General features: G+C 63.8%; 19 protein-coding genes, 1 tRNA gene, 5 pseudogenes and 2 other annotated features. Of the genes and pseudogenes, 12 read left to right on the top strand and 13 right to left on the bottom strand.

Features of this window, described 5'->3' with window-relative positions; translation table 11 throughout:
• Nucleotides 1–2: 2 nt before the first annotated feature.
• Nucleotides 3–919: pseudogene (locus tag CDN38_RS23350) on the bottom strand (SAM-dependent methyltransferase).
• A gap of 185 nt (nucleotides 920–1,104) precedes the next feature.
• Between CDN38_RS23350 and CDN38_RS23345 the strand changes: the two are divergent.
• Nucleotides 1,105–1,809: a DUF4190 domain-containing protein gene (locus CDN38_RS23345; protein WP_082277332.1), complete on the top strand. Its 705-nt coding sequence runs from the start codon at nucleotides 1,105–1,107 to the stop codon at nucleotides 1,807–1,809.
• A 6-nt stretch (nucleotides 1,810–1,815) separates the two neighbouring features.
• Here the strand turns inward: CDN38_RS23345 and CDN38_RS31200 are convergent, their stop codons facing one another.
• From CDN38_RS31200 to CDN38_RS23335, 3 genes are read right to left on the bottom strand one after another with little or no spacing between them, the layout of a single operon-like run.
• Nucleotides 1,816–2,883, bottom strand: coding sequence for a DUF4349 domain-containing protein (locus tag CDN38_RS31200; protein WP_233027002.1), 1,068 nt, complete (start codon nucleotides 2,881–2,883; stop codon nucleotides 1,816–1,818).
• Complete coding sequence (locus CDN38_RS31195; protein WP_075512634.1) at nucleotides 2,868–4,694, bottom strand: VIT domain-containing protein; 1,827 nt, start codon at nucleotides 4,692–4,694, stop codon at nucleotides 2,868–2,870. Before CDN38_RS31195 ends, CDN38_RS31200 begins: the two co-directional genes overlap by 16 nt.
• Entirely contained in the window at nucleotides 4,691–5,311 is a 621-nt protein-coding gene (locus CDN38_RS23335) for a MerR family transcriptional regulator (RefSeq protein ID WP_075512633.1), read from the bottom strand. The genes CDN38_RS31195 and CDN38_RS23335 overlap by 4 nt, the downstream gene beginning before the upstream one ends.
• Before the next feature lie 320 nt (nucleotides 5,312–5,631).
• On the opposite strand from CDN38_RS23335, the gene CDN38_RS32495 reads away from it, so the two are divergent.
• A complete protein-coding gene (locus CDN38_RS32495) occupies nucleotides 5,632–5,766 on the top strand; it encodes a transposase (protein WP_099319464.1) in 135 nt (44 codons plus the stop codon).
• Here CDN38_RS32495 and CDN38_RS23325 read toward each other — a convergent pair.
• The 4 genes and pseudogenes from CDN38_RS23325 to CDN38_RS23305 all read right to left on the bottom strand — a co-directional run.
• A pseudogene (locus CDN38_RS23325) lies at nucleotides 5,756–6,366 on the bottom strand (IS3 family transposase); the annotation flags it as partial. The gene CDN38_RS32495 and the pseudogene CDN38_RS23325 overlap by 11 nt on opposite strands.
• Nucleotides 5,966–6,095, bottom strand: a sequence feature (AL1L pseudoknot). Its footprint overlaps the pseudogene before it by 130 nt.
• 364 nt (nucleotides 6,367–6,730) lie before the next feature.
• Nucleotides 6,731–8,191: a replication initiator gene (locus CDN38_RS23315; RefSeq protein ID WP_075513627.1), complete on the bottom strand. Its 1,461-nt coding sequence runs from the start codon at nucleotides 8,189–8,191 to the stop codon at nucleotides 6,731–6,733.
• A 2-nt stretch (nucleotides 8,192–8,193) separates the two neighbouring features.
• Nucleotides 8,194–9,612 carry a type IV secretory system conjugative DNA transfer family protein gene (locus CDN38_RS23310; protein WP_075513630.1) on the bottom strand — a complete coding sequence of 473 codons (1,419 nt, stop codon included), beginning with the start codon at nucleotides 9,610–9,612 and terminating at the stop codon, nucleotides 8,194–8,196.
• A gap of 140 nt (nucleotides 9,613–9,752) precedes the next feature.
• Complete coding sequence (locus CDN38_RS23305) at nucleotides 9,753–10,145, bottom strand: hypothetical protein (protein ID WP_075513626.1); 393 nt, start codon at nucleotides 10,143–10,145, stop codon at nucleotides 9,753–9,755.
• A gap of 179 nt (nucleotides 10,146–10,324) precedes the next feature.
• Between CDN38_RS23305 and CDN38_RS23300 the strand changes: the two genes are divergently transcribed.
• A complete protein-coding gene (locus tag CDN38_RS23300; RefSeq protein ID WP_267888325.1) occupies nucleotides 10,325–11,092 on the top strand; it encodes a helix-turn-helix domain-containing protein in 768 nt (255 codons plus the stop codon).
• Nucleotides 11,093–11,124: 32 nt separating this feature from the next.
• Nucleotides 11,125–11,595: an NUDIX hydrolase gene (locus CDN38_RS23295; protein WP_075513624.1), complete on the top strand. Its 471-nt coding sequence runs from the start codon at nucleotides 11,125–11,127 to the stop codon at nucleotides 11,593–11,595.
• A 5-nt stretch (nucleotides 11,596–11,600) separates the two neighbouring features.
• On the opposite strand, the gene CDN38_RS23290 is transcribed toward CDN38_RS23295, so the two are convergent.
• From CDN38_RS23290 to CDN38_RS23280, 3 genes are all read right to left on the bottom strand, one after another.
• Nucleotides 11,601–12,164: an HD domain-containing protein gene (locus CDN38_RS23290; protein ID WP_075513629.1), complete on the bottom strand. Its 564-nt coding sequence runs from the start codon at nucleotides 12,162–12,164 to the stop codon at nucleotides 11,601–11,603.
• Between the two features lie 492 nt (nucleotides 12,165–12,656).
• Nucleotides 12,657–12,968 carry a hypothetical protein gene (locus tag CDN38_RS23285; protein WP_075513628.1) on the bottom strand — a complete coding sequence of 104 codons (312 nt, stop codon included), beginning with the start codon at nucleotides 12,966–12,968 and terminating at the stop codon, nucleotides 12,657–12,659.
• 224 nt (nucleotides 12,969–13,192) lie between these two features.
• Nucleotides 13,193–13,705 (bottom strand): hypothetical protein, encoded by a 513-nt coding sequence (locus tag CDN38_RS23280; protein ID WP_233026999.1) that lies wholly within the window; start codon nucleotides 13,703–13,705, stop codon nucleotides 13,193–13,195.
• A 1,207-nt stretch (nucleotides 13,706–14,912) separates the two neighbouring features.
• Here CDN38_RS23280 and CDN38_RS23275 point away from each other — a divergent pair.
• From CDN38_RS23275 to CDN38_RS23245, 8 genes and pseudogenes are all read left to right on the top strand, one after another.
• On the top strand, nucleotides 14,913–15,800 hold the full coding sequence (locus tag CDN38_RS23275; RefSeq protein ID WP_082276922.1) for a restriction endonuclease subunit S: 888 nt from the start codon (nucleotides 14,913–14,915) through the stop codon (nucleotides 15,798–15,800).
• Between the two features lie 84 nt (nucleotides 15,801–15,884).
• Nucleotides 15,885–16,184 carry a nucleotidyltransferase family protein gene (locus CDN38_RS23270; RefSeq protein ID WP_075509096.1) on the top strand — a complete coding sequence of 100 codons (300 nt, stop codon included), beginning with the start codon at nucleotides 15,885–15,887 and terminating at the stop codon, nucleotides 16,182–16,184.
• Nucleotides 16,174–16,569, top strand: a complete 396-nt coding sequence (locus CDN38_RS23265; protein ID WP_075509094.1) for a HepT-like ribonuclease domain-containing protein — start codon at nucleotides 16,174–16,176, stop codon at nucleotides 16,567–16,569. The genes CDN38_RS23270 and CDN38_RS23265 overlap by 11 nt, the downstream gene beginning before the upstream one ends.
• 104 nt (nucleotides 16,570–16,673) lie before the next feature.
• A pseudogene (locus CDN38_RS33175) lies at nucleotides 16,674–18,435 on the top strand (type I restriction endonuclease); the annotation flags it as partial.
• A 51-nt stretch (nucleotides 18,436–18,486) separates the two neighbouring features.
• Nucleotides 18,487–19,756 (top strand): annotated as a pseudogene (locus tag CDN38_RS23255) (IS3 family transposase).
• Nucleotides 18,758–18,887, top strand: a sequence feature (AL1L pseudoknot). Its footprint overlaps the pseudogene before it by 130 nt.
• Nucleotides 19,757–19,762: 6 nt before the next feature.
• On the top strand, nucleotides 19,763–20,665 hold the full coding sequence (locus CDN38_RS33170) for a type I restriction enzyme subunit R domain-containing protein (protein WP_438502282.1): 903 nt from the start codon (nucleotides 19,763–19,765) through the stop codon (nucleotides 20,663–20,665).
• Nucleotides 20,598–21,128 (top strand): hypothetical protein, encoded by a 531-nt coding sequence (locus CDN38_RS33165; protein WP_408633076.1) that lies wholly within the window; start codon nucleotides 20,598–20,600, stop codon nucleotides 21,126–21,128. The genes CDN38_RS33170 and CDN38_RS33165 overlap by 68 nt, the downstream gene beginning before the upstream one ends.
• A 192-nt stretch (nucleotides 21,129–21,320) precedes the next feature.
• A pseudogene (locus CDN38_RS23245) lies at nucleotides 21,321–21,866 on the top strand (site-specific integrase); the annotation flags it as partial.
• Nucleotides 21,867–21,908: 42 nt separating this feature from the next.
• Here the strand turns inward: CDN38_RS23245 and CDN38_RS23240 are convergent.
• Together CDN38_RS23240 and CDN38_RS23235 are read right to left on the bottom strand one after the other, a co-directional pair.
• Nucleotides 21,909–21,982 (bottom strand) — tRNA-Ile (locus CDN38_RS23240).
• Between the two features lie 5 nt (nucleotides 21,983–21,987).
• On the bottom strand, nucleotides 21,988–23,214 hold the full coding sequence (locus CDN38_RS23235; RefSeq protein WP_075509091.1) for a tyrosine-type recombinase/integrase: 1,227 nt from the start codon (nucleotides 23,212–23,214) through the stop codon (nucleotides 21,988–21,990).
• Nucleotides 23,215–23,463: the final 249 nt, after the last annotated feature.

Here is a 23,463-nt window from a genome sequence, read left to right as displayed (position 1 = left end):
GCTCAGTAAGGAGAGATGGTGTCGGCCATCGACACCGAGTCGTTGGTTTGGGGGATCGCCGCAAGACCGTTGTCGGCCAACAGCTGGCTCATCCGGGTACCGGCGGAGCGCCACCCCAGGCATTCCAGATAGCCGCCGACGTCGTTGCGCTCGCCCTCGTAGCCCAGACCGGCGAACTCGAGGTCGAAACCGTGTTCCCGCCACTTAGCGGTGGCCCGGCGCATCATCTCCCGGGCTTTGTCGACGTCCAGCTGCCACATGTCCGGGACCGCCTCGCAGCCCAGCCGGCTGCCGTCGGCGCTGAGCGCAGTGATGTTGTCCAGCAAGCGATCCTGAGCAGCCGGCGGCAGGTAACCAAAGAGCCCCTCGGCGATCCACGCGGTCGGCCGGCTTCTGTCAAAACCCGTGTGCAGCAAGGCTTTCGGCCAATCGTGGCGCAGATCGACGGCAACCGTGCGCAAATCCGCGGTCGGGGCGGCTCCCAGCCCGGCCAGGGTGGCGGTCTTGAACCCGATCACCTGCGGCTGGTCGATCTCGAACACCGTCATATCGGCCGGCCATGCCAACCGGTAGGCGCGCGCGTCCAGACCCGACGCCACGTCACGGCCTGACGAATCCCGGCCTGCGTCGCGTCGTGGAAGAACGAGTCGAAGAAGCGAGTCCGTGAGGCCATCGCATCGGGCATGTGCTCGAGCTTCCAAGCGGAGTCGTCGTCGTCGACGTCGGCAGCGACCAAGTCGCCGGTGGCCCACCGAGTGAAGAAGTCCACGCCGACGGCACGGACCAGCGGTTCGGCAAACCGGTCCTCGATCAAGGGGTGCGGGGCCTTGGTGGCAATCGCCCGGGCCGCCGCCACCATCGTGGCCGTCGCCCCCACACTGGTTGCCAAGTCCCAGGTGTCGTTGTCTGTGCGTGGCATATGCCTGCTCTCTCATTCTCGGACCAGCGGATACTTAGATAGTTTAACGAAGCGCGGTCGCACCCCCGACGCGCGGCGGGCGGCGACGCGCCTGGCGATAGCGGCGAAACCCGATCGGCTGCCCAAGGGTGCCGATATTGTCGACGCCGCCCTATGGTGGCGCAGCTGGTATTACGGTTGCCCTCATGACCTTTCAGCCGCCGCCATATCCGCCACCTGGCCAGCCACCGGGGCCGGGCCCCTACCCGCAACAACCCGGCTACTACGGCGGCTACCCGCAGCAGCCCGGTCAGTACGGCCAGCCCTATGCGCCGCCTCCGACGCCGCGGGGCACCAATGGCTTTGCGATCGCTTCGCTGATCTTCGGGGTCCTCGGCGGTGTCCTGCTGAGTGTCATCTTCGGCATCATCGCGCTCAAACAGATCAAGACTCGCGGTCAGGGCGGGCGCGGCATGGCAATCGCCGGTCTGGTGCTGTCCGCGCTGTGGACGTTGCTCATCGGGGTGGTGATCATCGCTGCGGTCGTAACCAACGACGGTTCGGTGCGCGCAACCAGCCTCGCCGTCGGCGATTGCATCGAGTCGATCCCGGGTGACAATGCGCGGGTCGCCACGCTCCCGAAGGTGTCGTGCGCCAAACCACATGAGGGCGAGGTGTATGCGCAATTGCGGGTGGCTGCAAGTAGTTTCCCGGGTCAGTCCAGCCTGGAGAGCGACTATCGGGAGAGGTGCTTGTCGGCGTTCGCCGCTTATGCGCCCAACGCCGCAGACAGCGAGGACTTCGAGAGCTATGTGCTGTATCCCACCCAGGCGACCTGGAGCCAGGGTGACCGTGACGTGGTCTGCATCGCCACCACCAAGGTGAGACGTACCGGGTCGATCAAGGGCTGAGGGTGGTCACGAGCTGGTTGTCGGGCCGCTGGCCGCAGTGGATGCTCGCGGGGATGACCAGCGGCGCAGCACCAAGACGATCGCCAACACCAGAATGGCCAGCACCGGCAACCACGGCAGCAGGAACCCGGCCGTCAGCATGATGCCGTAGGCAGCCGAGAGCACCGAGTGCCAGCCGCGTTCGAGTGCACCAAGGAAGCCAACCCGGGTCACGGTCGGTTCGGCGGAGATGTTGACGTTGATCGTCGCGTAGGAAATCTGGTCGCCAAGTGTGGCGCGCTGGGCCCGCAGCGAGTCCAGCTCGGCCTGTCGTTGGGTCAGCGACGACTCCGCGGCCAGCAGGTCAGCGGTGTTGTCCGCGCGGCGCATCAGCTCCAGCAGCCGATTGACCGAGGTCTGTAACGCCTCGATGCGGGCATCGAGGTCGACGCGCTGCGACGTGACGTCGGCGTGGTTGATCGACATCGACGTGACGGCCCCGAGTTTCTTGACGTCGGCCAGCACCCCGTCGAGCTTGTCCGCCGGAATGCGGACCACCAGATTGACCACCGGCGACCCGGACCGCGAAGAGCTGCCGGACCGCTCCGAGCGCGAGTCCACCCGCCCGCCGGCGTCGGTGACCGCGGAGACGAGGCGGTCGGCCAGCTGAGTGGGCTCCGCGACCACAATCTGTAGCGAACCGGTGGTGACGATGTCGCGCTTGAAGGTGCCGTCCGGCGGCGGTGCTGGCGCCTGTGGGGCTGCCACGGTGTTCTCGGTGATGCCGCCCTTGGTCTCGGGAAGGGTGGCGTCGGCTGTTTCGGAGGGCTTGCCGGCCACTCCGGAGTCGCGGGCGACGACGGGCAAGCCGTCGCGGTTGAGCGACCACGCCCAGCCGAGACCGACCAGCACGATACTGACGATGGCCAACGCGATTGCGTTGCGTAGCTTGATCGTTCGCGCGGCCGGGGCCGACGGGGTGGCCGACGGCGCCTTCGCCGCCGGCTCTGCCGCGCGGGTGCCGGCATTGCCCCGGTCTGGCCATCGGTCCCATCCGGCCGGCGCCTCGACGGGTTGGATTACGCGGTGTTGCACTTCCCCTCCGCGACCACCCGGGTGACCTGGCTGTCATGGGCGACGTATCCGGTGAACCTGCACAGCACGTTGAACCGCAACGAGGTGTCGACGATTTGCTGTTCCAAGTCCTCTCGGAGACCGCCGGCAGCGGCGACGTAGCGGTCCTCTAGGTCGCGCAGCTGGGCCCGCGCCCACTCAGCGGTGACGGCCGGGGCTTCGCGGCGCTGTCCGGTGACCATCGCCGACCAGTCCCCACCTTCTACGGTGGTGCCGCGCAGGGTGAGTGTGCCGCTCGCGCTTCCCCGATACCGCCCAGTCACCACCAGCGGTACTCCCGGAAGCAGATCGGGTAGCCGAACCGGGCTCGTGGTGGCCGCGATGGTGTTCAGCCCGTCGGCGTGCAGTGCCAGCGAGTGCGCGAGCGGCGCGCCGATGCGCCGCCGCATGGCGTGCATTGCCTCGTCGAGGCGGTCTTCGCTTTCCACCAGCTCGCAATGTCCGCCGCCGACCTTGGCCAGGCGGTCCAGGAAACCGGCGTTGACGGCCTGGTCCAAGCCGACCGTGTACACCCGCACGTGCTGCAGCTCGTCCGACAGCTCGCGAAGCAGCTGGTCCTCGTTGCCGACCTGCCCGTCGGTGACCAGGACGAGCACGGCGTCACGTCCCTGCGGGCCACGCAACAAGGCAAGAGCCTGCCGCAGGGGCGCGAGCAGCTCGGTGTCGCCGCACGCGTCGACCCGGGCGAGGTGCTCGATGGCCCGGTACCGGTGCCGATCGCTGGCCTCGACCAGCCCGTCGGGTAGACCTGCAGGGCACTCGATGCGGTCGCCAAAGGTCAGTACCGCGAACCGGTCACCTGTGCTGAGCGTGTCGACGATGCGCGCTGAAACCCGGCGCGCGCCAACGATTTTCCATCCGGCCATGCTGCGGGAGCGGTCCAGCAGCAGCACCACGTCCCGCGGACGCGGGGGCGCCACTGATGCCGGCGGCAGCACGGTGAGTTGATAGGTGCCCTCGTCACCGTCGGCATCGGGTACCAGCACGAGCGAATCGGTGAGGTCTTCGGCACCGTAGCGCAGCCGTAGCACGAAATCCTTGTTGGCCCGCTCGCCGGGCTGCACCTTTATCCGGCCGTCGTCGGTCGATACCGCCGGCAGGCTCGATCGCACCTCCGACAGCGTGAAGCCGGCGGGGTCAATACCGACGTTGATGGCCGGGAGAACGGGGTACGGGAAACCGGGCAGCAGCACCGGCGGGGTGATGCGCGAGGCGTCGGGGACGACGTCGGCGTCGTCGGCGTAGCCGTCGCCGACCGGGCCATCCGCCATCGCGGCGCCGGGAATGTAGCGCGGCGCGACCAGCAGCGGGAACCGAAACGTGGCCTCGCCGTCCGCGTAAGCCAACGGGTTGACCAGCGTGAGCGCCACGCTGACCCGTTCGGCCGGCAAGATGTTGCCCACCCGCATGGTGAAGACGTCGGGCCGCTCCTCCTCGACGATGGCCGCACGACGATCCGACGCGATGGTGTCGTCGTAGTCCCGGCGGGCAGCTTCCCGCTCCAGCAGCTTCGCCTCGACCACCCGCCCGTCGACGCTCATCCGCATCCGGGTGACCGCCGCTCGATCCGGCAGTGGGAACACGTAGGTGGCTTCCAGCGGTACGTCGAAGACGTTGACGAAGTCCTGGGTCAGCTCGACCTGGCTGGTGAGCCCGGTGATATCCACCCGAACGTCGACGCGGTCCAGCGGCAGGTTGCCCCGCTCGGCATGCAGGGTTCCCAGCCCGGCGTGGTGCTCCGCGTCGGTCATCGACATGATGCGGACGGTCATGATGGGCTCCGTTCATCGAGGGGCGGGCCTGACAGCAAGCCACGGTCGGCCAGTAGTTCGAGCAGTGGCCGAGCGGCGGTATGGATCGCGTCGATGTCGTCTTCGTCGGGTGCGGCCGGCAGCACCAGCAGTGCCCCGCCGGGCAGGTGGACGGCGGCCAACGTGGTGACCGGGTCAGCGCCCTTAGCCGCTGGTTCGGCCGCTGGTTCGGCCGCGGGCGGGGCGGCCCAGAAGCGGTTTCGACGGCCGGGTACCGGTGTCTCCTGTGACGTCGGCCCCGACTGCGCAATGACTACGTCGGGGACGGCGGCGACCTTGCGCAGTGTTGCGTCGGTCGCTCCGGCCAGTTCGGCTTGGATCTCGGCGAGCGAAAGGCCCCGCGCCTGAAGGCGTTTGACGGCGACTATCTGCAGCAGGTGCCGTGGGCTGTAGACCGCGGTGCGTCCCTGCTTGGCCGGCGGATCGACGAGTCCGGCCGTCGTGTACCACCGCACCGCCCGCCGATCGGGCAGCTCCCGGACCCGCCCGTTGGGCGCTCCCGGGTACGCGGGATCGGCCAGGCTGACGGCGACCCGTCGCACCAGCTCGTCCAGCGTCCACAACGCCCGCTCGGCCATGCGTCGATACTGACACTGTTACTATTACACTGTCAATGTTTGGATCGTGGCGGCCTTCCGCTCGCACCGCGCCAAATGATTGGGCTAGAGACCTGTCTGCGGCTAATTCCGTTGTCTTCCAACAATGATTGATCAAGTAATTGATGTGTGATGCGCAGCGGGACGGATGCCTCGCAAAGATGCTCTCCCTGGGCACACATCAACACGGGTGCGGAATGAACAGGGACCAGCACACATTGGGCGGCTGCCACGGGTGAGGTTCCCCAGAAACGGTGGACATCTGAGATAGCGGGACGCTGGTCCCCTGGAAGGATGTTCTTATGTCACGACCTCGGCGTTCGTATACCCCTGAGTACAGGGTCGAGGCCGCACATCTGGTGATCGATGGCAATCGGCGCGTTGCTGAAGTTGCCCGTGAACTGGATTTGCACGAGAACCTGCTGCATGGCGCATGATTCGTTCCACCGTGCAGCGGGCCGCCGGAATGTTGTGGCGTTGCAGATGCGCCCACATCTTCAAACTGCCATACAGCGATTCTGGCGGGCGTTTGCCCTCGGCGTCGGGTTCGAAGTAGCCGGCCAGGATTTCGGTGATGGTGGTGTCCCACAGGGCCCGTTTCGACGGCGCAGCTGCGCGGTGTGCCCAAAAGGTGCGCGGGGCGATCTGTACGCCGTGTATGGCCAGCGCCCGGCAGATCGGTACGACCCCGAAGTCCTCGCGGTGTTCGTCGATGAACTCGCAAATCAGCGGTGTCGCGGGTCGCACTCCCGCGCGAAGAAATGCGTTGCGGCTTTGAGTATTTCGACCGTTTGCTCAAGCTCGCGGTTCTTGCGGCGCAGCTCGCGCAGCTCGCGCTTCTCCTCGCTTGAGACCCCAGCTGCCTCACCGGCGTCGATCTCGGCCTGGCGCACCCACTTGCGCAGCGTCTCCGGGCTCATCCCCAGCCGGCCCGAGATCGCGCGCATCGCCGCCCACTCGCTGTCGTAGTCATCGCGGTGCTCGCGGACCAGCCGCACCGCCCTGGCCTTGGTGTTCTCGTCGTACCTGATCGCCATCGCGCCATCCTTCCCTCAAAGGAAGGTGCGCATAAAACCCGGGACGGTTCATGGCAGCTTCTGCCTCCACCCACGCGTTCAGGTCGGCGATGTCGTAAAACGTATGTCGGCCAAGGCGATAGCTGCGCGGGCCAGTGCCCATGTAACGCCAATACCTGAGCGTCGACTCAGGTAATCCTCCCAAGTATTCGGCTGCCGCCCTGGTGCCCAGTCGAACCACTGATGTTGCCGTCATCCGTCTACTTCCTGTTCTCGCTGAAAGTGCGTACGGTCCAATCACGCTTTGGCAGAGACGCACCCACCCCGATTCCCTTGTAAATGGATCGATTCCGAATCAATAAGCACCTTCCAACACGAGTCCGCTTCATGGACTTCCTCCGCTGTTCTGGCTGGCATCCAAACGTGCCAAGTATCGGTACTCGCGGGCACGCAATGCCGCGGTATGGACTAACAGCCGTTCACCGTCGTTGCGGTGCCCGACACTGTCAATGCGCCAGTCACTCAGTTCGCACACGCTGTTTGAACAGTCTTGCTGGTCAAGGGAATTATTTTGGACATCAACGTGTTTCGGTTGATTAGCGCGGTTGATCCGCCAGTGACGACGGGCGGCACGGAGCGCGGTCATGGTAGTCGAGTAGCGCCGCGATTTGCTGGTGATGTGCCCGCGATAGCCCAGCGTATGCAGCCAGCCGGCCATTGCGGTGTTTGCGGGTAGTGTCGCCAGGTTGACCAGGGCGGACAGGATACGGCGGGTATGGGCCGGGATGTCCAGCTCGGCGATGGCGGCAGGGCTGATACGGCGGGCGGCGATGCCGAATTCGGCGACCGACTTGGTGGTGTACTTAGCCAAATACGCCGCCACCCGCCGGGCCAATCCCGGCTTGCCGGTGTCGTCGGCGTCGTTGAGGGGCTGGGTGTCGATTTGGGTACCGAACCGCAGCATGCGCGCCTCGAACTCCGATGCTGTTGCGGTGGTGCCGGCCGCTGCATCCACTGTCACGGGGAGCCGTACCTGGTTGGCGGCTTGGCGCACCAGCGTGGCCAGTTCAATTGCTGACACTTTGGCGTCGGATGCGCCGGTGCTGCTGTCGTCATTGTTGGGTGGGTCGAGCCGGATAATGGTGTGGTAGTGCACGACAGCGCGACGTTGGTATTCGGCGACTTTGACGAACGACACTCGCACAGCGTTGGGGTCGATTCCGATACGGCGCAGGTGGGCCTCCACGGCCCGGCGCAGTGCGATAGTGAAGCGCCGCCACAGTTCCGGCGCGTGCCAGTTGAACAACACATGCCCGGTGTAGTCATAGCAGTCCAGGCACAGCGGCTGTCCGACCTCGGAGTCGTCGTTAGCGTGGATCGCGTTGCACCATAAGGCGTTCCCATGCGGGCAGCGCCTCTTGCCGCTGCTAGCCGAGTGGCACACCGGATCAGCCAGTCCTGGTCGGCTGTTGCTGGTGTGCACCGCGCCGAAACTAGGGGCGGTTAGGGTGGCGAAGACTTGCGGCCGGTTGGCGGTGGTTTCGGGCATACCGTGGTGGCCGCCGTGGGTGCCAGCGTGGACCAGCTGCCAGGTGTCGGCGGCATACAAGTCCGAACACGACGGGCAGATCGCCGCCCGGCGGTTGCCGCAGCGGATCATCACCGCCACCCGCCGACCGAGGTCGGGATCACAAGCGCTGGCCTGAACGGGGTTGGCGCAAAACCCAACCGCCGCGCAGCGCTGCCACCATGACTCGTGGCCGGGTGAGGAGGCGCGACGGATCGCCTGATCTATAGCCGGGGAACCCGGTGCCAGCCAGTCGGTCAGCGAGGTCGCTGCGAGCATGCTCACCGGTGCCCCTGGTTGTTGCCGCGACGGGCCGTTGGGTCGAAATTGGCAGCCAGCCAAGCGATATCGCTGTCAGTGACATGAAACGCCCGCACGCGCGCTATGGCGGTGTTGCCTTCGGTGAACACATAACCGACGCCCGGCGTGGTGTCGGGAATTTCTTCACAGCGTGCGCCCTGTTGATGTGCCGACGTGGAGAGGATCATCGCGGTTTGGGTGGCCTCGGTCATGCGCAGCCCCACCCGGACCGGAAACAACTGCCGCAGAGCCACCACGTCTTTCGAGGGGTCTTGCACTGCGGCGATGACACTGACCCCGACCGCCCGGCCTTGTGCCAACCACAATCCGAGAAGTTGGTCGACTTCGGCGCGTTGTTTGCGATCAGCGTACGCGGTCAGGGTGGCCAACTCATCGACCAGCAAAACGATATGGGGTTCGGCGCGGGTGGGCCGATGACAGCGGGTGGTTCCGCGCAACCGTTGGGCTCGGGCCAGCATGATGGCCGTCGTATCGCGCAACACCGCCAGAATCGAGTCGCTGTCATAGGCGAAGCGGTCGAACAAGGCTTGCCCGGCAGCGAATTCCATGCCGCCCTTGGGGTCCAGACAGCGCACGGCGATCAGGCCGGATTTGATGCCCGGTGCTAGCCCGGCAACCAGGGACCACAGCACTGAGCCTTTGCCGGCGCCGGTGGCCCCACCGACCAGGATGTGGCGGCCGGCCACCGGCAGCGACCACGGGCTGCCCTGCTCGGTAATCCCCACTGGCACGTTGGCCAGCCGCACCACCGGACTCTGCGGGCAGGGGCGCACTACCGGGATCGGAATGGCCAGGGCGTCGTGGTGGCGGACGCGGAGCACGATGTCGCGACCCCGGCCCATTGCCACCGGCCCGAGTTGGATCGTCACATGGTGCGCGCCGAACGCTGCGGCTAGGCCATCCACTTGCGTCTGCCAGGTTTTGACGGATTGGCCGACCAGTAGCCGCACTACCAGGGTGTCGACCGCCGCGCCGATGCGCACCGAGGACAAGTCGGGCACCAGCGGGTCGGCGTCGGGTTTGCCGCGCGGGGAGATGGTCAGGCCGTGGTGTTCGCAGATGGTGCGCCAGCGCCGCCGGTACACCAGATACGTGCGCCGATAATCGGCGACCGGCTTGCCGATCAACCGCTCATAAGAGACCGGCTCGCCCAACCGCCACCCCCACACGCCTACCGCCCATACCGTGGTCAGCACGCAGGCCCAACGCAAGCCGCCCAAGACGCCGGTGACCGCAAGGACGGTCAACACGGTCGCGACGTCGGGCCAGCGCAGCGCAAACCGGAGCACGCCGATGCTGGTGGCCTTGACTACACCGACCAGCAGCTGGCCGACCCAATCGTCATCGGATGAATCACTGCCCTTGCTCTTTGGAGGCATAATGCCTTGTTCCCTTCGCTGCGGGCGCCCGAGCACGCTCGTCACCGGCATGCCCGTAAACACCGAATCTTGTTTGCATACAGAGCTTTTGTGAAGCAGGCGCCAGGCCTGGTGAGGCTTATGGCCTGGCGCCCGCTCCGCTACGCGTTGTTGCCGGTCTGCTTGGCTCCGGGGGCGGATTGCGAGCTACCGCCGACGGCGGTGGGACGTTGCCCTAGTACGCCTGACTGAGCATCGGCTGGTCGGATTGAGGTTGCCCGGAACGCGACTCCCGAGCGATCACCCTGTGACCACGGGATCGCCATCAAACCATCGACCGCGACGGGCTCCCCCACTTTGACCTTGGGTTCGCCGGCCACCGTGACGGCGAGTATTTCCCCGCCGTCCTGGTCGAGGGCCATGAGCTGGACTTGCCAGAGCACCAGACCTGTTTCTTTGTCGATCCGCGGTGCACCGGTTTCGTGAACGGTCCGCTGCTCAGCTGCGCGCGTGCAGAAGAACTGCGCTGCAGTCGTGTCGATTCGAAGACGCATGTGTCGGATCCCTTTCTGAACGGTACGGCCGCTCGTCGGCAGTCACTCCACTTCAGCCGGGCATCTGAGACATCGAAACCGCATCTTGGCGGCATCTGTGGACATCTGCATGGCAGACTTCGGACAGCGCGCGACATCTTGCGGGACACCGATGTCATCACAGGTAGGGAGCCAACCCGGTGGGTAACGAGGACGCACCAAAGCCGAATCGCCGACTGCGTGATCAGATGGCGCGCAAAGGGCTAGGGGTGCAAGAACTGGCGGATCTAATCGCCGTCGACGCCAAGACTGTCGAGCGGTGGCTGTCGGGCGAAACCGCGCCCTACCCTCAGAATGCTCGCCGCGCCGCCGAGGTGCTCGATTGCGACCCGGCCGACCTGTGGCCCGATCTATTCCCGATCATGACCCCGCCGAGCGCCGGCACCGTCGCCGTCAGCGTGTACAGCAGCCGAGCCGACGTCCCGATCACCGTGTGGAAGCAGTTATTTGAAGACGCCGCCGAACATCTTGACATCCTTGTCTACGGTGGCACATTCCTGTTTGACGGCCTTCCCCGCTTCACCAAGATGCTCGCCGCCGCGACCGAACGCGGCGTGGCGGTCCGCTTCATCATCGGTGACCCTGAGTGCGCCACAGTAATGCAGCGTGGCGCGGAAGAAGGCATCGGAGCCGCCCTCGCTGCACGTTGCCGTATGACATTGACACGCCTGCAACGACTTTCGGGCACTTCGGGACTGGAGATCCGCACCCACACCACACCGCTGTACACATCGATGTTCCGCGCCGATGACACGCTTATCGCCAACCCGCACCTTTACGGTGCCCCGGCCAGCGACAATCCCGCCATCGTGATCAAGCGCGACGACGCACCGGACCTATGGAACGACCATCGACTCGCCTTCGAACGGGTCTGGAACACCGCGCGTCCTATCCAAACTCACCCATAACCACCCGGACCCGCCGACACGAGGGGAACGAGATGACCCGAATCGACTACTACAACGATCCCGATGCGCCTCCCGCCAACAGTGTGGTGCCCTCCACCACAGCCGTCGTAACCGACGAGCAAGCTCGCATCCTGCTCATCAAGCGCCGCGATAACGACCTATGGGCACTGCCCGGGGGCGGAATGGACTTAGGCGAATCGATCGTGGAAACCGCGGTGCGCGAAGTCAAGGAAGAAACCGGCCTTGATGTCGAAGTCACCGGCCTCATCGGCGTCTACACCAACCCCCACCACGTCATGGCCTACACCGATGGCGAAGTCCGCCAACAATTTTCGCTATGCTTCACGACACGACTCATCGGTGGCGAGCTACACATCGATTCCGAGAGCACCGACATCGCCTGGGCACGCGCACAAGATATTGAGTCGCTGAGCATGCACCCGTCGATGCGGCTACGCATCCAGCACTACCTCGAACAGCGGCCAACCCCATACCTGGGTTAGCGAAATCATTCCGCCCCGGAAGTTGCCTGTTGCGCGAGGACCTCCACGCGAGCAGCCGCAGCAAGCAAGGTAGGCGCCGAGCGCTCGATCGCACGGTGCACCGGATCCTCAGCGGGATAACGCGACAGGATCTCGCTGATCCGATCCTCGGGGCGCATCAGCGAACCGTCCGGGCCGGTCGTCATGTCTGCACAGGTCAATAAGTCCAGCAAGAAATCCGGCGGCTGCGGGAACTCCGCCAACACGTCCGACAACCCACGTTCCCGCGCTTCGAACACCGCGCCCGTGTGATACGCCACCAGCGACACCACCACCGGCGGGAAATGCTCCGCCCGGACGAAGGCGGCTCCATCCACCGGGTGGAAACCCGTCGCACGCAGCGACGGCGCGTATCCGACATCGTGCAGCCACGCCGCGGCAATCAGCGCGTCCGCCTCCAGCGGGTCGATGCGCGACACCAAACGATCCGCGGCAGCCGCCACGCCACGCACGTGGGCCAACCGCGTAGCCAACGGCTCCAGCCGCGCTTCTGCGACCGCGCGAGCACGCTCCGCCAGAACACCAGCCACCAAGCCAGCCTACCCAGCACTCGCCGAACGTCTATTCAGCATCAGCCAGCTCATCCCGAGCAGGCCAACACAGCCGCCGTGGCGGCACCCGTCCGCTTGACGCTCCCGTCCGCCGCCACGGACCCAATAGCCCACCGCACCTGGAGCCAGCCGGAACCGTCATACAGCGGCGAGCGTGTTGAGAACCTTCGCCGCCGGGAGATGATGAAGCAACGCCCCGCGTACCGCGATCACACTGCTGTCGGACAGCGCGGTCGATCGTGTCATCGGTGTGGCCTCCTGGAAACTTCGCCGAAGGCCAGGCCTCCGACTCAAGCACGTGAGAAGTTTCCTTACTGGTATCAAGAGCCTTGAAAGCGGGTCCGTAGCGGCTGGCGACACATCGCGCGGAGGTACCGGAGTGCCATTAGCCGCAGTCATGACTGCGGGAGAACCGACCAACCCGACCAACCACCTCGACGGGGGCGGGGGTCCGAGGCCCCCCCAGATAGTTCACTGGTTCCAATCCACCAGCTTCATCCGCACATCAACACCTGGCCCGAGTTTCTGCTTGAGACCATGCATGAAACCCCACTGATGCAACGCCTGATCAGCCAAACGCCGACATAACCGCTGCACCGCATCGACCGGCTGGTTCTCATAGTCGACATCACCGCGCGCCTCCAACGTCGCCCCCGCAGAAGCGACCGGTACCTCATTCTCCAACAGCAGCACCGCCAGCTGGCGCTTGTCCACCAGCACCACCCACCGCATCTGGGCAGGCAGTTCGGGGAGCGTCATTTCGTCCCTGGCTGCGTACGTAATGCGCGCCCCTCCCTGAATCTCAGTCCCACGCGGATACCACCGCCGGACCATGACCTCTGCGGGGGGCTTTGCATCATAACCAATCCCCCGCATCGCAGGGCTTCCGGCGGCCTCCGATCCTGCCGGCCCACCTGGACGGCGACGGCCCGCAACGCTTCAGGAGAAGGGACATCAAGGACTGCGAACTCTTGCTTGACGCGCGGATATTTCGCACCTTGGCAAGCTCAGTCCCACGACTTCGCCGCAAACATGAACAGTCCCCAACTGAATCCCGCACCGTAACTCTCTCCGCGCCAAGGGAATTCGTACTCCTCGTATGCGGGAAGAAGTTTGTCGAACGGGGACCACTGGCGGCCGCCTCTCATAGGGCCAAACTGCTCCGTGAATTCGGTGACGTCCATGCTCCAGATAGGCAGCCCGATTGGGGAATCGGCGGTAATCGAATCGCGCCCCGTGTGCCAATACCGCGCCGACTCAAGCAGTCCGTCTTCACTACCGATCGCATTGAAGTCAAATCCCGGCCACAATACGCTGCTGTGCTGCAGTGATGTGGCGTTCTGATCCGCAATACCCAGCAGCTTCCGCATATTTCCGAAATAGGAGGCTTCGTCGCCAAGGGCTTCGGCCACCCGCTCGTGTATCCGTTCTCCGTCGTCGACGGAAAACCCCTGTTCAGCTAGCTTAGCTTTTAGTTGAGCTTCTTGGTGTGACATCCTGATTCTCAGCTTCATCGTCATCAGCAAGTACACCTCAAAATCGACTATGGCGGTAACCGAAGCTCTATTCATTGTGTATCCATTCATCCACCAAGGTAGGGCAAGAATTGATGAAGGTCGCCCCTAAATACTGTAACCGATCCGTCCGGGTGGACCATCAGTGCTATTCCTTGATCTACCCTTACCGGGAGCACCACCTTTGCTCCATTGGGCAGGTTGGCAATTCCCGCAGTTTCACCGAACGCAGTTTTCGCTGCGATATCGGCTGCCTCCGCAGCCTGTTCCTGATCAAGGTGTAAGCCGGACACCTTGTCCGCGATTGCATCTGACCTCGTGCCGGGGGCGAGAACCGAAGCTTCTCTGCCAATTTGCGTGGCCTGATCGACAATACTCGGGCTTGTAGACGCACCTGGCTGTGGTTGGGCACCGGGCGTACCCGGCTGGGTGGGGGGTGGGGCGGGTTGATCTGTTATGGGTATGCCCAATTGTGCTAGCCGTGCTCGAAGGGCGGCCTCTCGCGTGTTTAGCTCACCAAACTCCTTCATGCAGGCGCTGTAGGGTCCAGGCGGTAGCGGACCGACGATCCGTGGATCGCATCGGGCTGCGTAGTCTGCTTTGTCGTTGTTCAGTTGGTCCCACGCTTGAAGTGCCTGCTCTTTGGTCATTTCTTCGATCGGCGGCACCGGCGGTGGCACCGGTGGCGCCGGGTCGCGCGGTAGCGGCAACGATGGTGCCTGCGGTGCCGGTCCGAGTCCGGGCGGTCCGAAGCCCAGCATCTGCACGCCGCCGCCACCAGTGCTGGGTGTGGGTGCTGGCTCAGGGGGTGCGGTGACACCGGTGGTGGCGAGGGTGACGGGTGCGGGTGTGGGGGTTGACGGCTGTGCTGGCGGGGATTGTTGCGCCGCCGGGGTGTCGCCGGACGGTGGGGTCTGGCGAGGCGGTGGGGCACCACTGGAGGGTGGGGGATTCAGCGATCGGGATGCGCTCACCTATCGACTACGAGCGCACACTGACTGTCACCACGGAAGCAAGTTAACCGTGTCCACTATTTTGGGGGAACCCCACATTTCCTTCCCAGACAGTGGGAGACACATTGCCCTGCCCGTAATTAACGTAGTGGTAGGCGTGGCAAACATTCCAATCCCAATTCGGGCGTCCGTCCGCCGGCGTATTGAAACCACCGCCATAGCCCCCCAGGTCATCCCCCGGGCACCACTGGTAGGGGCCGATGTCGCATACGTTCTACGAGCGTATCGAGACGCAGGTGCTATCGACATCGTTTGCAACAAGTCGACGATCCCGTCACCTGACTGCGGAGAAGCTAAAAGCGCTTCGAATTCCGACCTGGGCAACGGACGTGCAGGAGGCTATCGCCGACTATCTCGACCGCGAGACGGCACGGATCGATACGCTTATCGACGAGCAGCAGCGTCTCATCGAGTTGCTGAATGAACGACGAGAAGCCACAATCGCGGAAGCAATCGAGGGGCCTGAACCCGTCCGCCTTCGGCGCTTGGTGGATCCGGAGCGTCCGATGACCTACGGAATTCTTCAATGTGGGGACCACATTGAGGACGGTGTGCCCTACATTGGCCCATCCGACATGCCCGGAGAAGGCCAATCACCACCGCTGGGTTCGCTACGGCGTACATCAGCTGACATCGCTTCCGCGTACCGGCGGTCGGTCCTCATGGGCGGGGACATAGTGGTCTCAATCGGTCCGGCGTACGGGAAAATCGCGATAGTAGACGCCGATCTGACAGGCGCCAACTTGACCCAGGACACGGTGCGTGTGGCAGCATTACCCAGCATCGTTGGTTCGCGCTATCTGGTGTGGGTGCTTCTGTCCCGAAAGACAGCGCAATTTTGGGACCTCGAGATAATGGGAGCAACATTCCGTCGCCTTAACCTAGGTACGCTCGCACGCACCCCGATCCCACTCCCACCGCTGGCCGAGCAACGGCGCATTGCCGCCTACCTCGACGAGCAGACCGCCAATATTGACACCCTGATCGCCGAGACCGAGCGATTCATCGAACTCGCCCGTGAGCGCCGGTCCGCGCTCATCACTGCCGCTGTCACGGGCCAAATCGACGTGTCGGAATCTGCCGCCTAATGCTCGCACTTCTGCAGACTTGAGCCACGACCTTGAGCACGCCCGCTGCCGGTCAGGCAGAATGTAAACGCGGAGGTGAGCGCGGTGCATGAGGTGGTCGAGTCGAAACGGCACCAGATTCAGGCGTTGTGCCGTGAGCTGTCGGTGCGCCGCTTGGACGTGTTTGGTTCGGCTGTCAGCGACTCATTCAACGTCGACACAAGTGATGTCGACGTCCTCGTGGAGTTTGAGGCCGGGCCAGACTTCGACCACTACTTCGCGCTCAAAGAAGGGCTTGAAAAAATCGTCGGTCGACCGGTTGACGTTGTGACACCTTCCGGCCTGGCCAACCCGTACTTTAGAGAGCGCGTCATGCAGACGCGAGAACTGATCTATGCAGCCTGATCCGCGAAAGTACCTGTGGGACGCGCTGCGCGCCGCCGGATTCCTTCACCAATTTGTCGCCGGAAAGACATTTGCGGAATACCAGGATGACGTGCTGCTGCGCTCGGCCGTCGAACGGCAATTCGAGATAGTCGGAGAGGCGTTGAGTCAGCTGGCAAAAAGTCACGCCGACATGGCGGCGCAAGTTCCCGAACTGCCGCGGATCGTGGCCTTCCGGAACATCCTGATTCACGGGTACGCGAACGCCGACGACGCCCTTGTGTGGCAGGTCCTGACAGACAAACTTCCGCAGTTGGAAGTTGCGGTGCGGACATTGCTGGCCGAGTCGCCAGGCGATCCCGAATCCATCGATGTGGACGCAACTCGCGAGGAGACCGGGAGTTGATCCGAGCATCTGAGCGCCTTCTCGAACTCGCTGAGGACCGCCACGCGGCCCTGACCGTCCGCGCTTTCACGCGCAACATCGACGTGCAGGAAGTGTCCTGAAACATGGCTTTGCACAACGAGATCGAGTTCGAAAAGGAGTTCGCCGAGCACCTGGCCGCCCATGGCTGGCTCTACTCGCCAAACGACACCGGCTACGACCGCGAACGTGCCCTGTTCCCCGACGACGTCTTCGGCTGGCTTACCGACACTCAGCCCGAGCAACTGGAAAAGATCGTCAAGCCCGGCTCCGGCGACATCACCAAGCAGCAGGCCCAACTGCTGGACCGGGTCGTGAAAGTCCTTGACACACCGTTGGACAACGGCGGCGGCACCCTCAACCTGCTCCGCAAGGGGTTCTCGCACCTGGCGGCGAAGTTCCAGATGTGCGTCTTCAAGCCCGAATCGACGCTCAACGAGAAACGCAACGCCCACTACGCGGCGGTGCGGGTGCGCGTCATGTGGCAGGTGCACTTCTCCACCGCCGATCAGCGCTCGGTGGATCTGGTGTTCTTCGTCAACGGGCTGCCGGTTGCCACGGCTGAGCTGAAGACCGACTTCACCCAGACCGTCGCCGACGCCATCACCCAATACAAAACTTCCCGACTACCGAAGGATCCCAAAACGGGGGTGCTACAGCCGCTATTTGTCTCCGGTGCGCGCGCTGGTGCACTTCGCGGTGTCCGACGACGAGGTCTGGATGACCACCGAACTCGCTGGCGACACAACGCATTTCTTGCCGTTCAACCGCGGTACCGAAGACGGTGGCGCCGGAAACCCGCTCAACCCCAGGGGGTCGAAATCCGCCTACTTGTGGGAGCAGGTTCTGCAGCGCGACACCTGGCTCAACATCCTGGGTCGGCTAATGTACATCAAGCATGAGTCGAGCACCGAGCCGATCAGCGGCAAGATGACCAAGTCGTCGTCGCTGCGGTTCCCGCGCTTTCATCAGTGGGAGGCCGTCACCGAACTCACCGCCGCGGTCAGCGCGGAAGGTGTTGGAAAGCGTTACCTGATCCAGCATTCGGCGGGCTCGGGCAAGACCGACTCGATTGCCTGGACCGCGCACCGGATGGCGCGCCTGCAGGTTGACAACCAGAAGATGTTCGACTCGGTCATCGTCGTGACCGACCGCAACGTGCTCGACGCCCAGTTGCAGGACGCGATCAAGCAGATCGACAACGACCAGGGCATCGTCGTCGCTATCGACCGCGACGAGGCCGCGAAGGCCGACGGTGAGGCGAAGTCGAAATCCGGTCTGCTCGCCACTGCGCTGATTGGCGGCAAGCTGATCATCGTCGTCACCATTCAGACTTTCCCGTTCGCGATGAACGAGATTCGAAAGAACAAGGGGCTCAAGGGCAAGACGTTCGCCGTCATAGCTGACGAAGCGCACTCTTCGCAGTCCGGTCAGATCGCGAGCAAGTTGAAGTCCGTGTTGACCGCCGACGAACTCAAAGAGATCGAGGAGGGCGGTGAGATCGATATCGAGGCAGTGCTGGCCGCCGAAGCCCCCGAGCGCGCCGAGTCGGGCAACATCTCCTACTTCGCGTTCACCGCCACCCCCAAAGCCAAGACGCTGGAACTGTTCGGCCGCAGGCCAGCTCCCGACGACAAACCGGTACCGTTCCACGTCTACACGATGAAGCAGGCCATCGAAGAGAGCTACATCCTCGACGTGCTGACCGGGTACCACTCGTTCAAGTTGGCATTCCAGGTCGGGCAAAACGTCGCCCACGCGAACGAGGTGGATCAGGCCCAAGCCACCAAGGAGGTCATGCACTGGGTCAAGCTCAACCCGCAGACGATCGCGCAGAAGGCCGCGATCTGAACCGTCCCGGGTTTCCTGCACACTTCCTTTCTTGGGAAGGATGGCACGATGCCGAGCAAGTACGACGAGAACACCAAGGCCAAGGCGGTCCGATTGGTCCGTGAGCATGCCGACGACTACGACTCGGAGTGGGCGGCGATGCGCGCGATCTCGGCCCGGCTGGGGATGACTGCAGAGACGCTGCGCAAGTGGGTGCGTCAGGCCGAGATCGATGCCGGCGAGGTTGTTGGGGTGACGAGCGAGGAAGCCCGAGAGATCCGCGAACTCAGGCGGAAGAATCGTGAGCTTGAGCAGACCATCGAAATACTAAAAGCCGCAACGCATTTCTTTGCGCGGGAGTGCGACCCGCTACGTCGTTGATCTGTGCGTTTATCGATGAGCGCCGCGAGGAGTTCGGGGTCGTACCGATCTGCCGGGCACTGGCCGTGCACGGCGTGCAGATCGCCCCGCGCACCTACTGGGCACACCGGTCGGCGGCGCCGTCGAAACGGGCGCTGTGGGACACCACGATCACCGAGATCCTGGCCGGTATCTATGAACCCGACGCCAAGGGCAAACGCCCGCCAGAATCGCTGTACGGCAGCCTTAAGATGTGGGCACACCTGCGGCGACAGGGGATCCCGGTGGCGCGCTGCACGGTAGAACGGATCATGCGCTACCACAACTGGCGCGGAGTCGTCCGCGCCACGAGGGTTCGCACCACGATCGCCGACCCCGCTGCCGAACGGGCTCCGGACCTGGTGAAACGCCGCTTCAAAGCTGTCCGCCCAGACGTGCTGTGGGTCGCGGACTTCACCTACGTCCAGCTGGTGTGCGGACGCTTCGTCTACACCGCGTTCGTCATCGACATTTACGCCGGAGTGATCGTCGGCTGGGAGTGCTCCAACTCCAAGCACGCCGGCTTCGTCGAATCGGCACTACGACAGGCCGCCGCCCTGCGTCGCCGCCAGGGCCACGCGTTGCCGGGCGGCACAATCCACCATAGCGACGCCGGAAGTCAATATACTGCAATACATTCGGAGAGACGCTGATGATCGAAGGGCTGGTGCCGTCGATCGGAACGGTTGGCGATGCCCTCGACAACGCGCTCTGTGAGACGACCATTGGGCTGTACAAGATCGAGTGCGTACGCGAGGGCTCCCCGTTCCGCAACGGGCCGCTGACCACCGTCGCCGACGTCGAGAGCATCACGTCTGCATGGGTGCATTGGTACAACACGGCCAGGCTGATGCACCGCCTTGACCGACGCCCGCCGGCCGAAGTCGAGGCCGAGTACTACGCTCAACAACCGATCGGGCAGCACACCGGTCACACATAACGAGGTGTGCACGAAACCCGGGATGGTTCAATCATCGTCGAGCACTTTCACGCGAACGTGGCTGGGCTGCTCGACGGGAACGCCAAGGCGATGGTCGTCACCGACTCCCGCAAGGCGGCGGTGCGCTACAAGCTCGCGATCGACTCGTTCATCGCCAAGAAGGGCTACGGATACGGCACCCTGGTCGCGTTTTCGGGCATTGTGCACGACCCGGAGTCCGGGCCGGAGGATTTCACCGAAGGCAGCATGAACCCTGGCGTGCATGATCTGCGTACGTCATTTCGCGGCGACCAGTACAAGGTGATGATCGTCGCCAACAAGTTCCAGACCGGGTTCGATCAGCCGCTGCTGTGCGCGATGTACGTCGACCGAATCCTGTCCGGTGTCACCGCGGTGCAGACCCTCTCGCGCCTCAACCGCACCTACCGCACCCCGTCGGGCATTCAGAAGACCGCGTCGATGACGCAGGTTGTGGATTTTGTCAACGTACCCGAAGAGATCCGCAAGGCTTTCGAGCCGTACTTCACCGACGCTTTCCTGGAAACCGAGACCGACCCGAACCTGGTGCACGACCTGGCAGCGAAACTCGACACCGCCGGCATCTACATCGAAGCCGAGATCGACCAGTGCGCAGAGGTTTTCGTGAAAGGCAAAGGCCACAACGCGCTCAAGGCGGCTGTCGACCCAGGCAAGAAGCGGTTCGCCGAGCGCTACCAAGTCGCCCTGATTCACAACGGCGGCGAGGGCGACAAGGCGGCGCTGGCGGAGCTGGACATGTTCCGCAAGGACGTCGGGTCGTTCGTGCGTCTCTATGACTTCATGTCGCAGATCATCGACTACGGTGTATCTGCGCGAGCTCGACCGGGTGATCCGGCCAGACAACTACACCGCTCCGATCGACCTGTCTGACGTAGTGCTCAAGCACGTCAAGCAGATCGACAGGGGCAGGATCGATATCGGCCTGGGTGTGCGAGTCGGACTGTCCGGAATCACTGCCGCGGGGTCCGATGAGAAGCGCGACCCGAAGATGGTTGCCTTCCAGCAGGTGCTCGACCGACTCAACGACTTGTTCGGGTCCGAGGACTTCACCGAGTCGCAGAAAGTGTCGTTCCTCCAGGCTCTGCTGCAGACGCTGCTCGCGGATACTGCGCTGGTGCAGCAGGCGAAGGTCAACTCCGCCAAACAATTTGTGAAGTCCCCGGACTTCGATGACGCCGTTACCGGCGCTGTCGCCGACAATCAGGGCGCGCACGAGAAGATGAGCGACTACTTCTTTACCAACGCACCAGGCCGGTCACACCTGATTTCCGACATCGCCAAATGGTTCTATCAGGTCGTCACAGAGGAGAGCTTGCAAGGAACTCAGCGGTGACGCGGGCGGTGCGTTTGACCTCATCATCTCAGGAACTCCCCATCTGCGACATGAAGACATGCCCCTGGCCCCAACCGGTTCAACTTGGATACCCCGCGGTTCCACAGGTCGCCAATCCCTCGATCACAGATTGACGGGCTCACCACAGCGTGGGCGCACGCCAAACCTCCACACGTCCGATTTCTGAAAAAACACGACCTCATCGATCCGATCACGTTGCTCATCGCCACCGGCTTGCGGCGCTCAGAACTCCTAGGCCTGCGCTGGGTCGACCTCGACCAAAAGGCGAGCATGCTCGCCGTCACCGGCAAGGTCATCCGCGTGCCCGGCGAGGGCCTGCTGCGCCTCGACGAGATCAAGTCGGCCGCCGGGCGGCGAACCATCCCGCTACCCAAGTTCGCCGTCGACATGCTCCTGAAGCGCCGGCACCTGCCCTACCTCGGCGAGCAAGGGGTCATCTTCCCGTCCACAGCCGGCACGCTTCGCGACCCGAACAACTTCGGCAAGGAGTGGCGCACGGCACGGAAGGAACTCGGCGTCGCCGAAGTGACCACCCACAGCTTCCGCAAGACTGTCTCGACCCTCATCGACGACGAAGGGCTGTCGGCACGGATCGGCGCCGACCATCTCGGGCACAGCCACGTCAGCATGACCCAGGACCGCTACATGACCCGCGGACGGATCCACACGCAGGTCGCGGACCTGCTGGACCGCACCGTCCGCATAAACGATGAATAAACGATGACTCAGCCACGGCGAAGCCAAAAATAGCCTCTGACGTGGGGCGGGCGGGGCTCGAACCCGCGACCAACGGATTATGAGTCCGCGGCTCTAACCAACTGAGCTACCGCCCCTGAATCTAACTAGCTGCAGATATTGTCTCCGCTTCGTCGTACTCGCGTCCTGAATACCGCAGTGATACCGCAGTTCTCTCGATCGCTTTGCCCAATGCGTCGGCTACACCAGCCAAGTCGTCGCTGAGCAAGTGCCCGTAGCGGTCAAGAGTCATGGCCGCTGTCGCGTGTCCTAGGAGCCTCTGCACGACTTTGACATTAGCGCCCGCGCTGATCGCCAACGACGCCGTGGTGTGCCGTAGCCCATGCGGTACAAGGCCAGCGATCCCGACAGCATTGCAAGCTTTATCGAACGCTCTGCGGTATTCCTCGATGGGCAGGTGCCCGCCGCGATGGCTTGGAAACACGAGCGCGTTTGGATCGCTGGGCAACTCTGGCTGCAGCCGTTCCCATACCGGCCCTGGGATGGGGACGTGGCGTGCACGGTTCGTCTTGGTTGTCGATTCGACAATGCCTCTGCCGGTCACGTACGTCGCCGATGAGCGGACCAGCAGCTCCCGGTCACCCACGTGCTTACGCCGCAGTGCGGCAGCCTCACCGAAGCGCAGTCCGCAGTAGCCGAGAACCAGGGTCAGCGTCTCGAAGCGCTCGGTCGCCTTCGCCAGCTGGAGCAGCTCGGCGTGGTTCAAGTATCGGCGCTCCCGTTCCACCGGCACTGGTAAATCTTCGGACCGCTTGATCTCCGCCGCCACGTTTCTAGAAATCTTCCCGGTCCGTTGGGCGTACTTAAGCACTGCGCCGACGAGCTGGTGGGCCTGCGTGATGCGACTTGCCGAGAGTGCGGTGCCGCGCAGTGAGCCGTCGACAGCCAATCCGCCTAGCCACGTTGAGTAGGCCTGGTAGTCAATCTGTTTCAGTGGCACCTCCCCCCACTTCGGGAGCGCGAGGGTGTCCAGGATGGACCTGTAGCCCGCGACAGTCTTAGGTTTTCGATGCCCCTTGGTAGCGAACCACTGTTCGGCGACCGATCCGAACGTCTCAGCGCTCTTCCGAGGGTCGACGTACGCGCCGCGTTGAATGTCCCCCGTCAGGCCGTCCAGATACGCCTGAGCGTCCGGACGGCGCTCGAAGACTCGTGCGTGCTCCCTGCCGCTGTCATCAACCCACCGCACTCGCCAGCGCGTGACCTTGCCGTAGACGGCGGAATGTTCCTTGCGGACCTTTCCATCCGAGCCCTTGACCTTCTTGTGCCATCGGTCGTCAATGCCGGCTCGCTGGTGTCTGGTAATCATGACGCGACAATACCGCATATGTCCGTGGTACGAATCCGTTATTACGCCAGTCCCCCGCGTTCGGTCTTGGCTGGAGCATCCCGGGTTTGATGCACACCTCGTTTTGTGTGACCCGGGGTGTCCGAGCTGACGGTGAGCGTAGTACCTGGACCCTGATCCGTTTTCCTGGCCTCCGATTCCCGCTTTGCCTTTCGCGCGCTCCGGGCCCGCAGGTGCTGTCAAGCGTAGTTTGCTTGATGGCGCCGAGGA

Source organism: Mycobacterium ostraviense (assembly GCF_002705925.1).
Lineage (GTDB): Bacteria > Actinomycetota > Actinomycetes > Mycobacteriales > Mycobacteriaceae > Mycobacterium > Mycobacterium ostraviense.
This window is presented reverse-complemented; position numbering and strand designations above follow the sequence as displayed.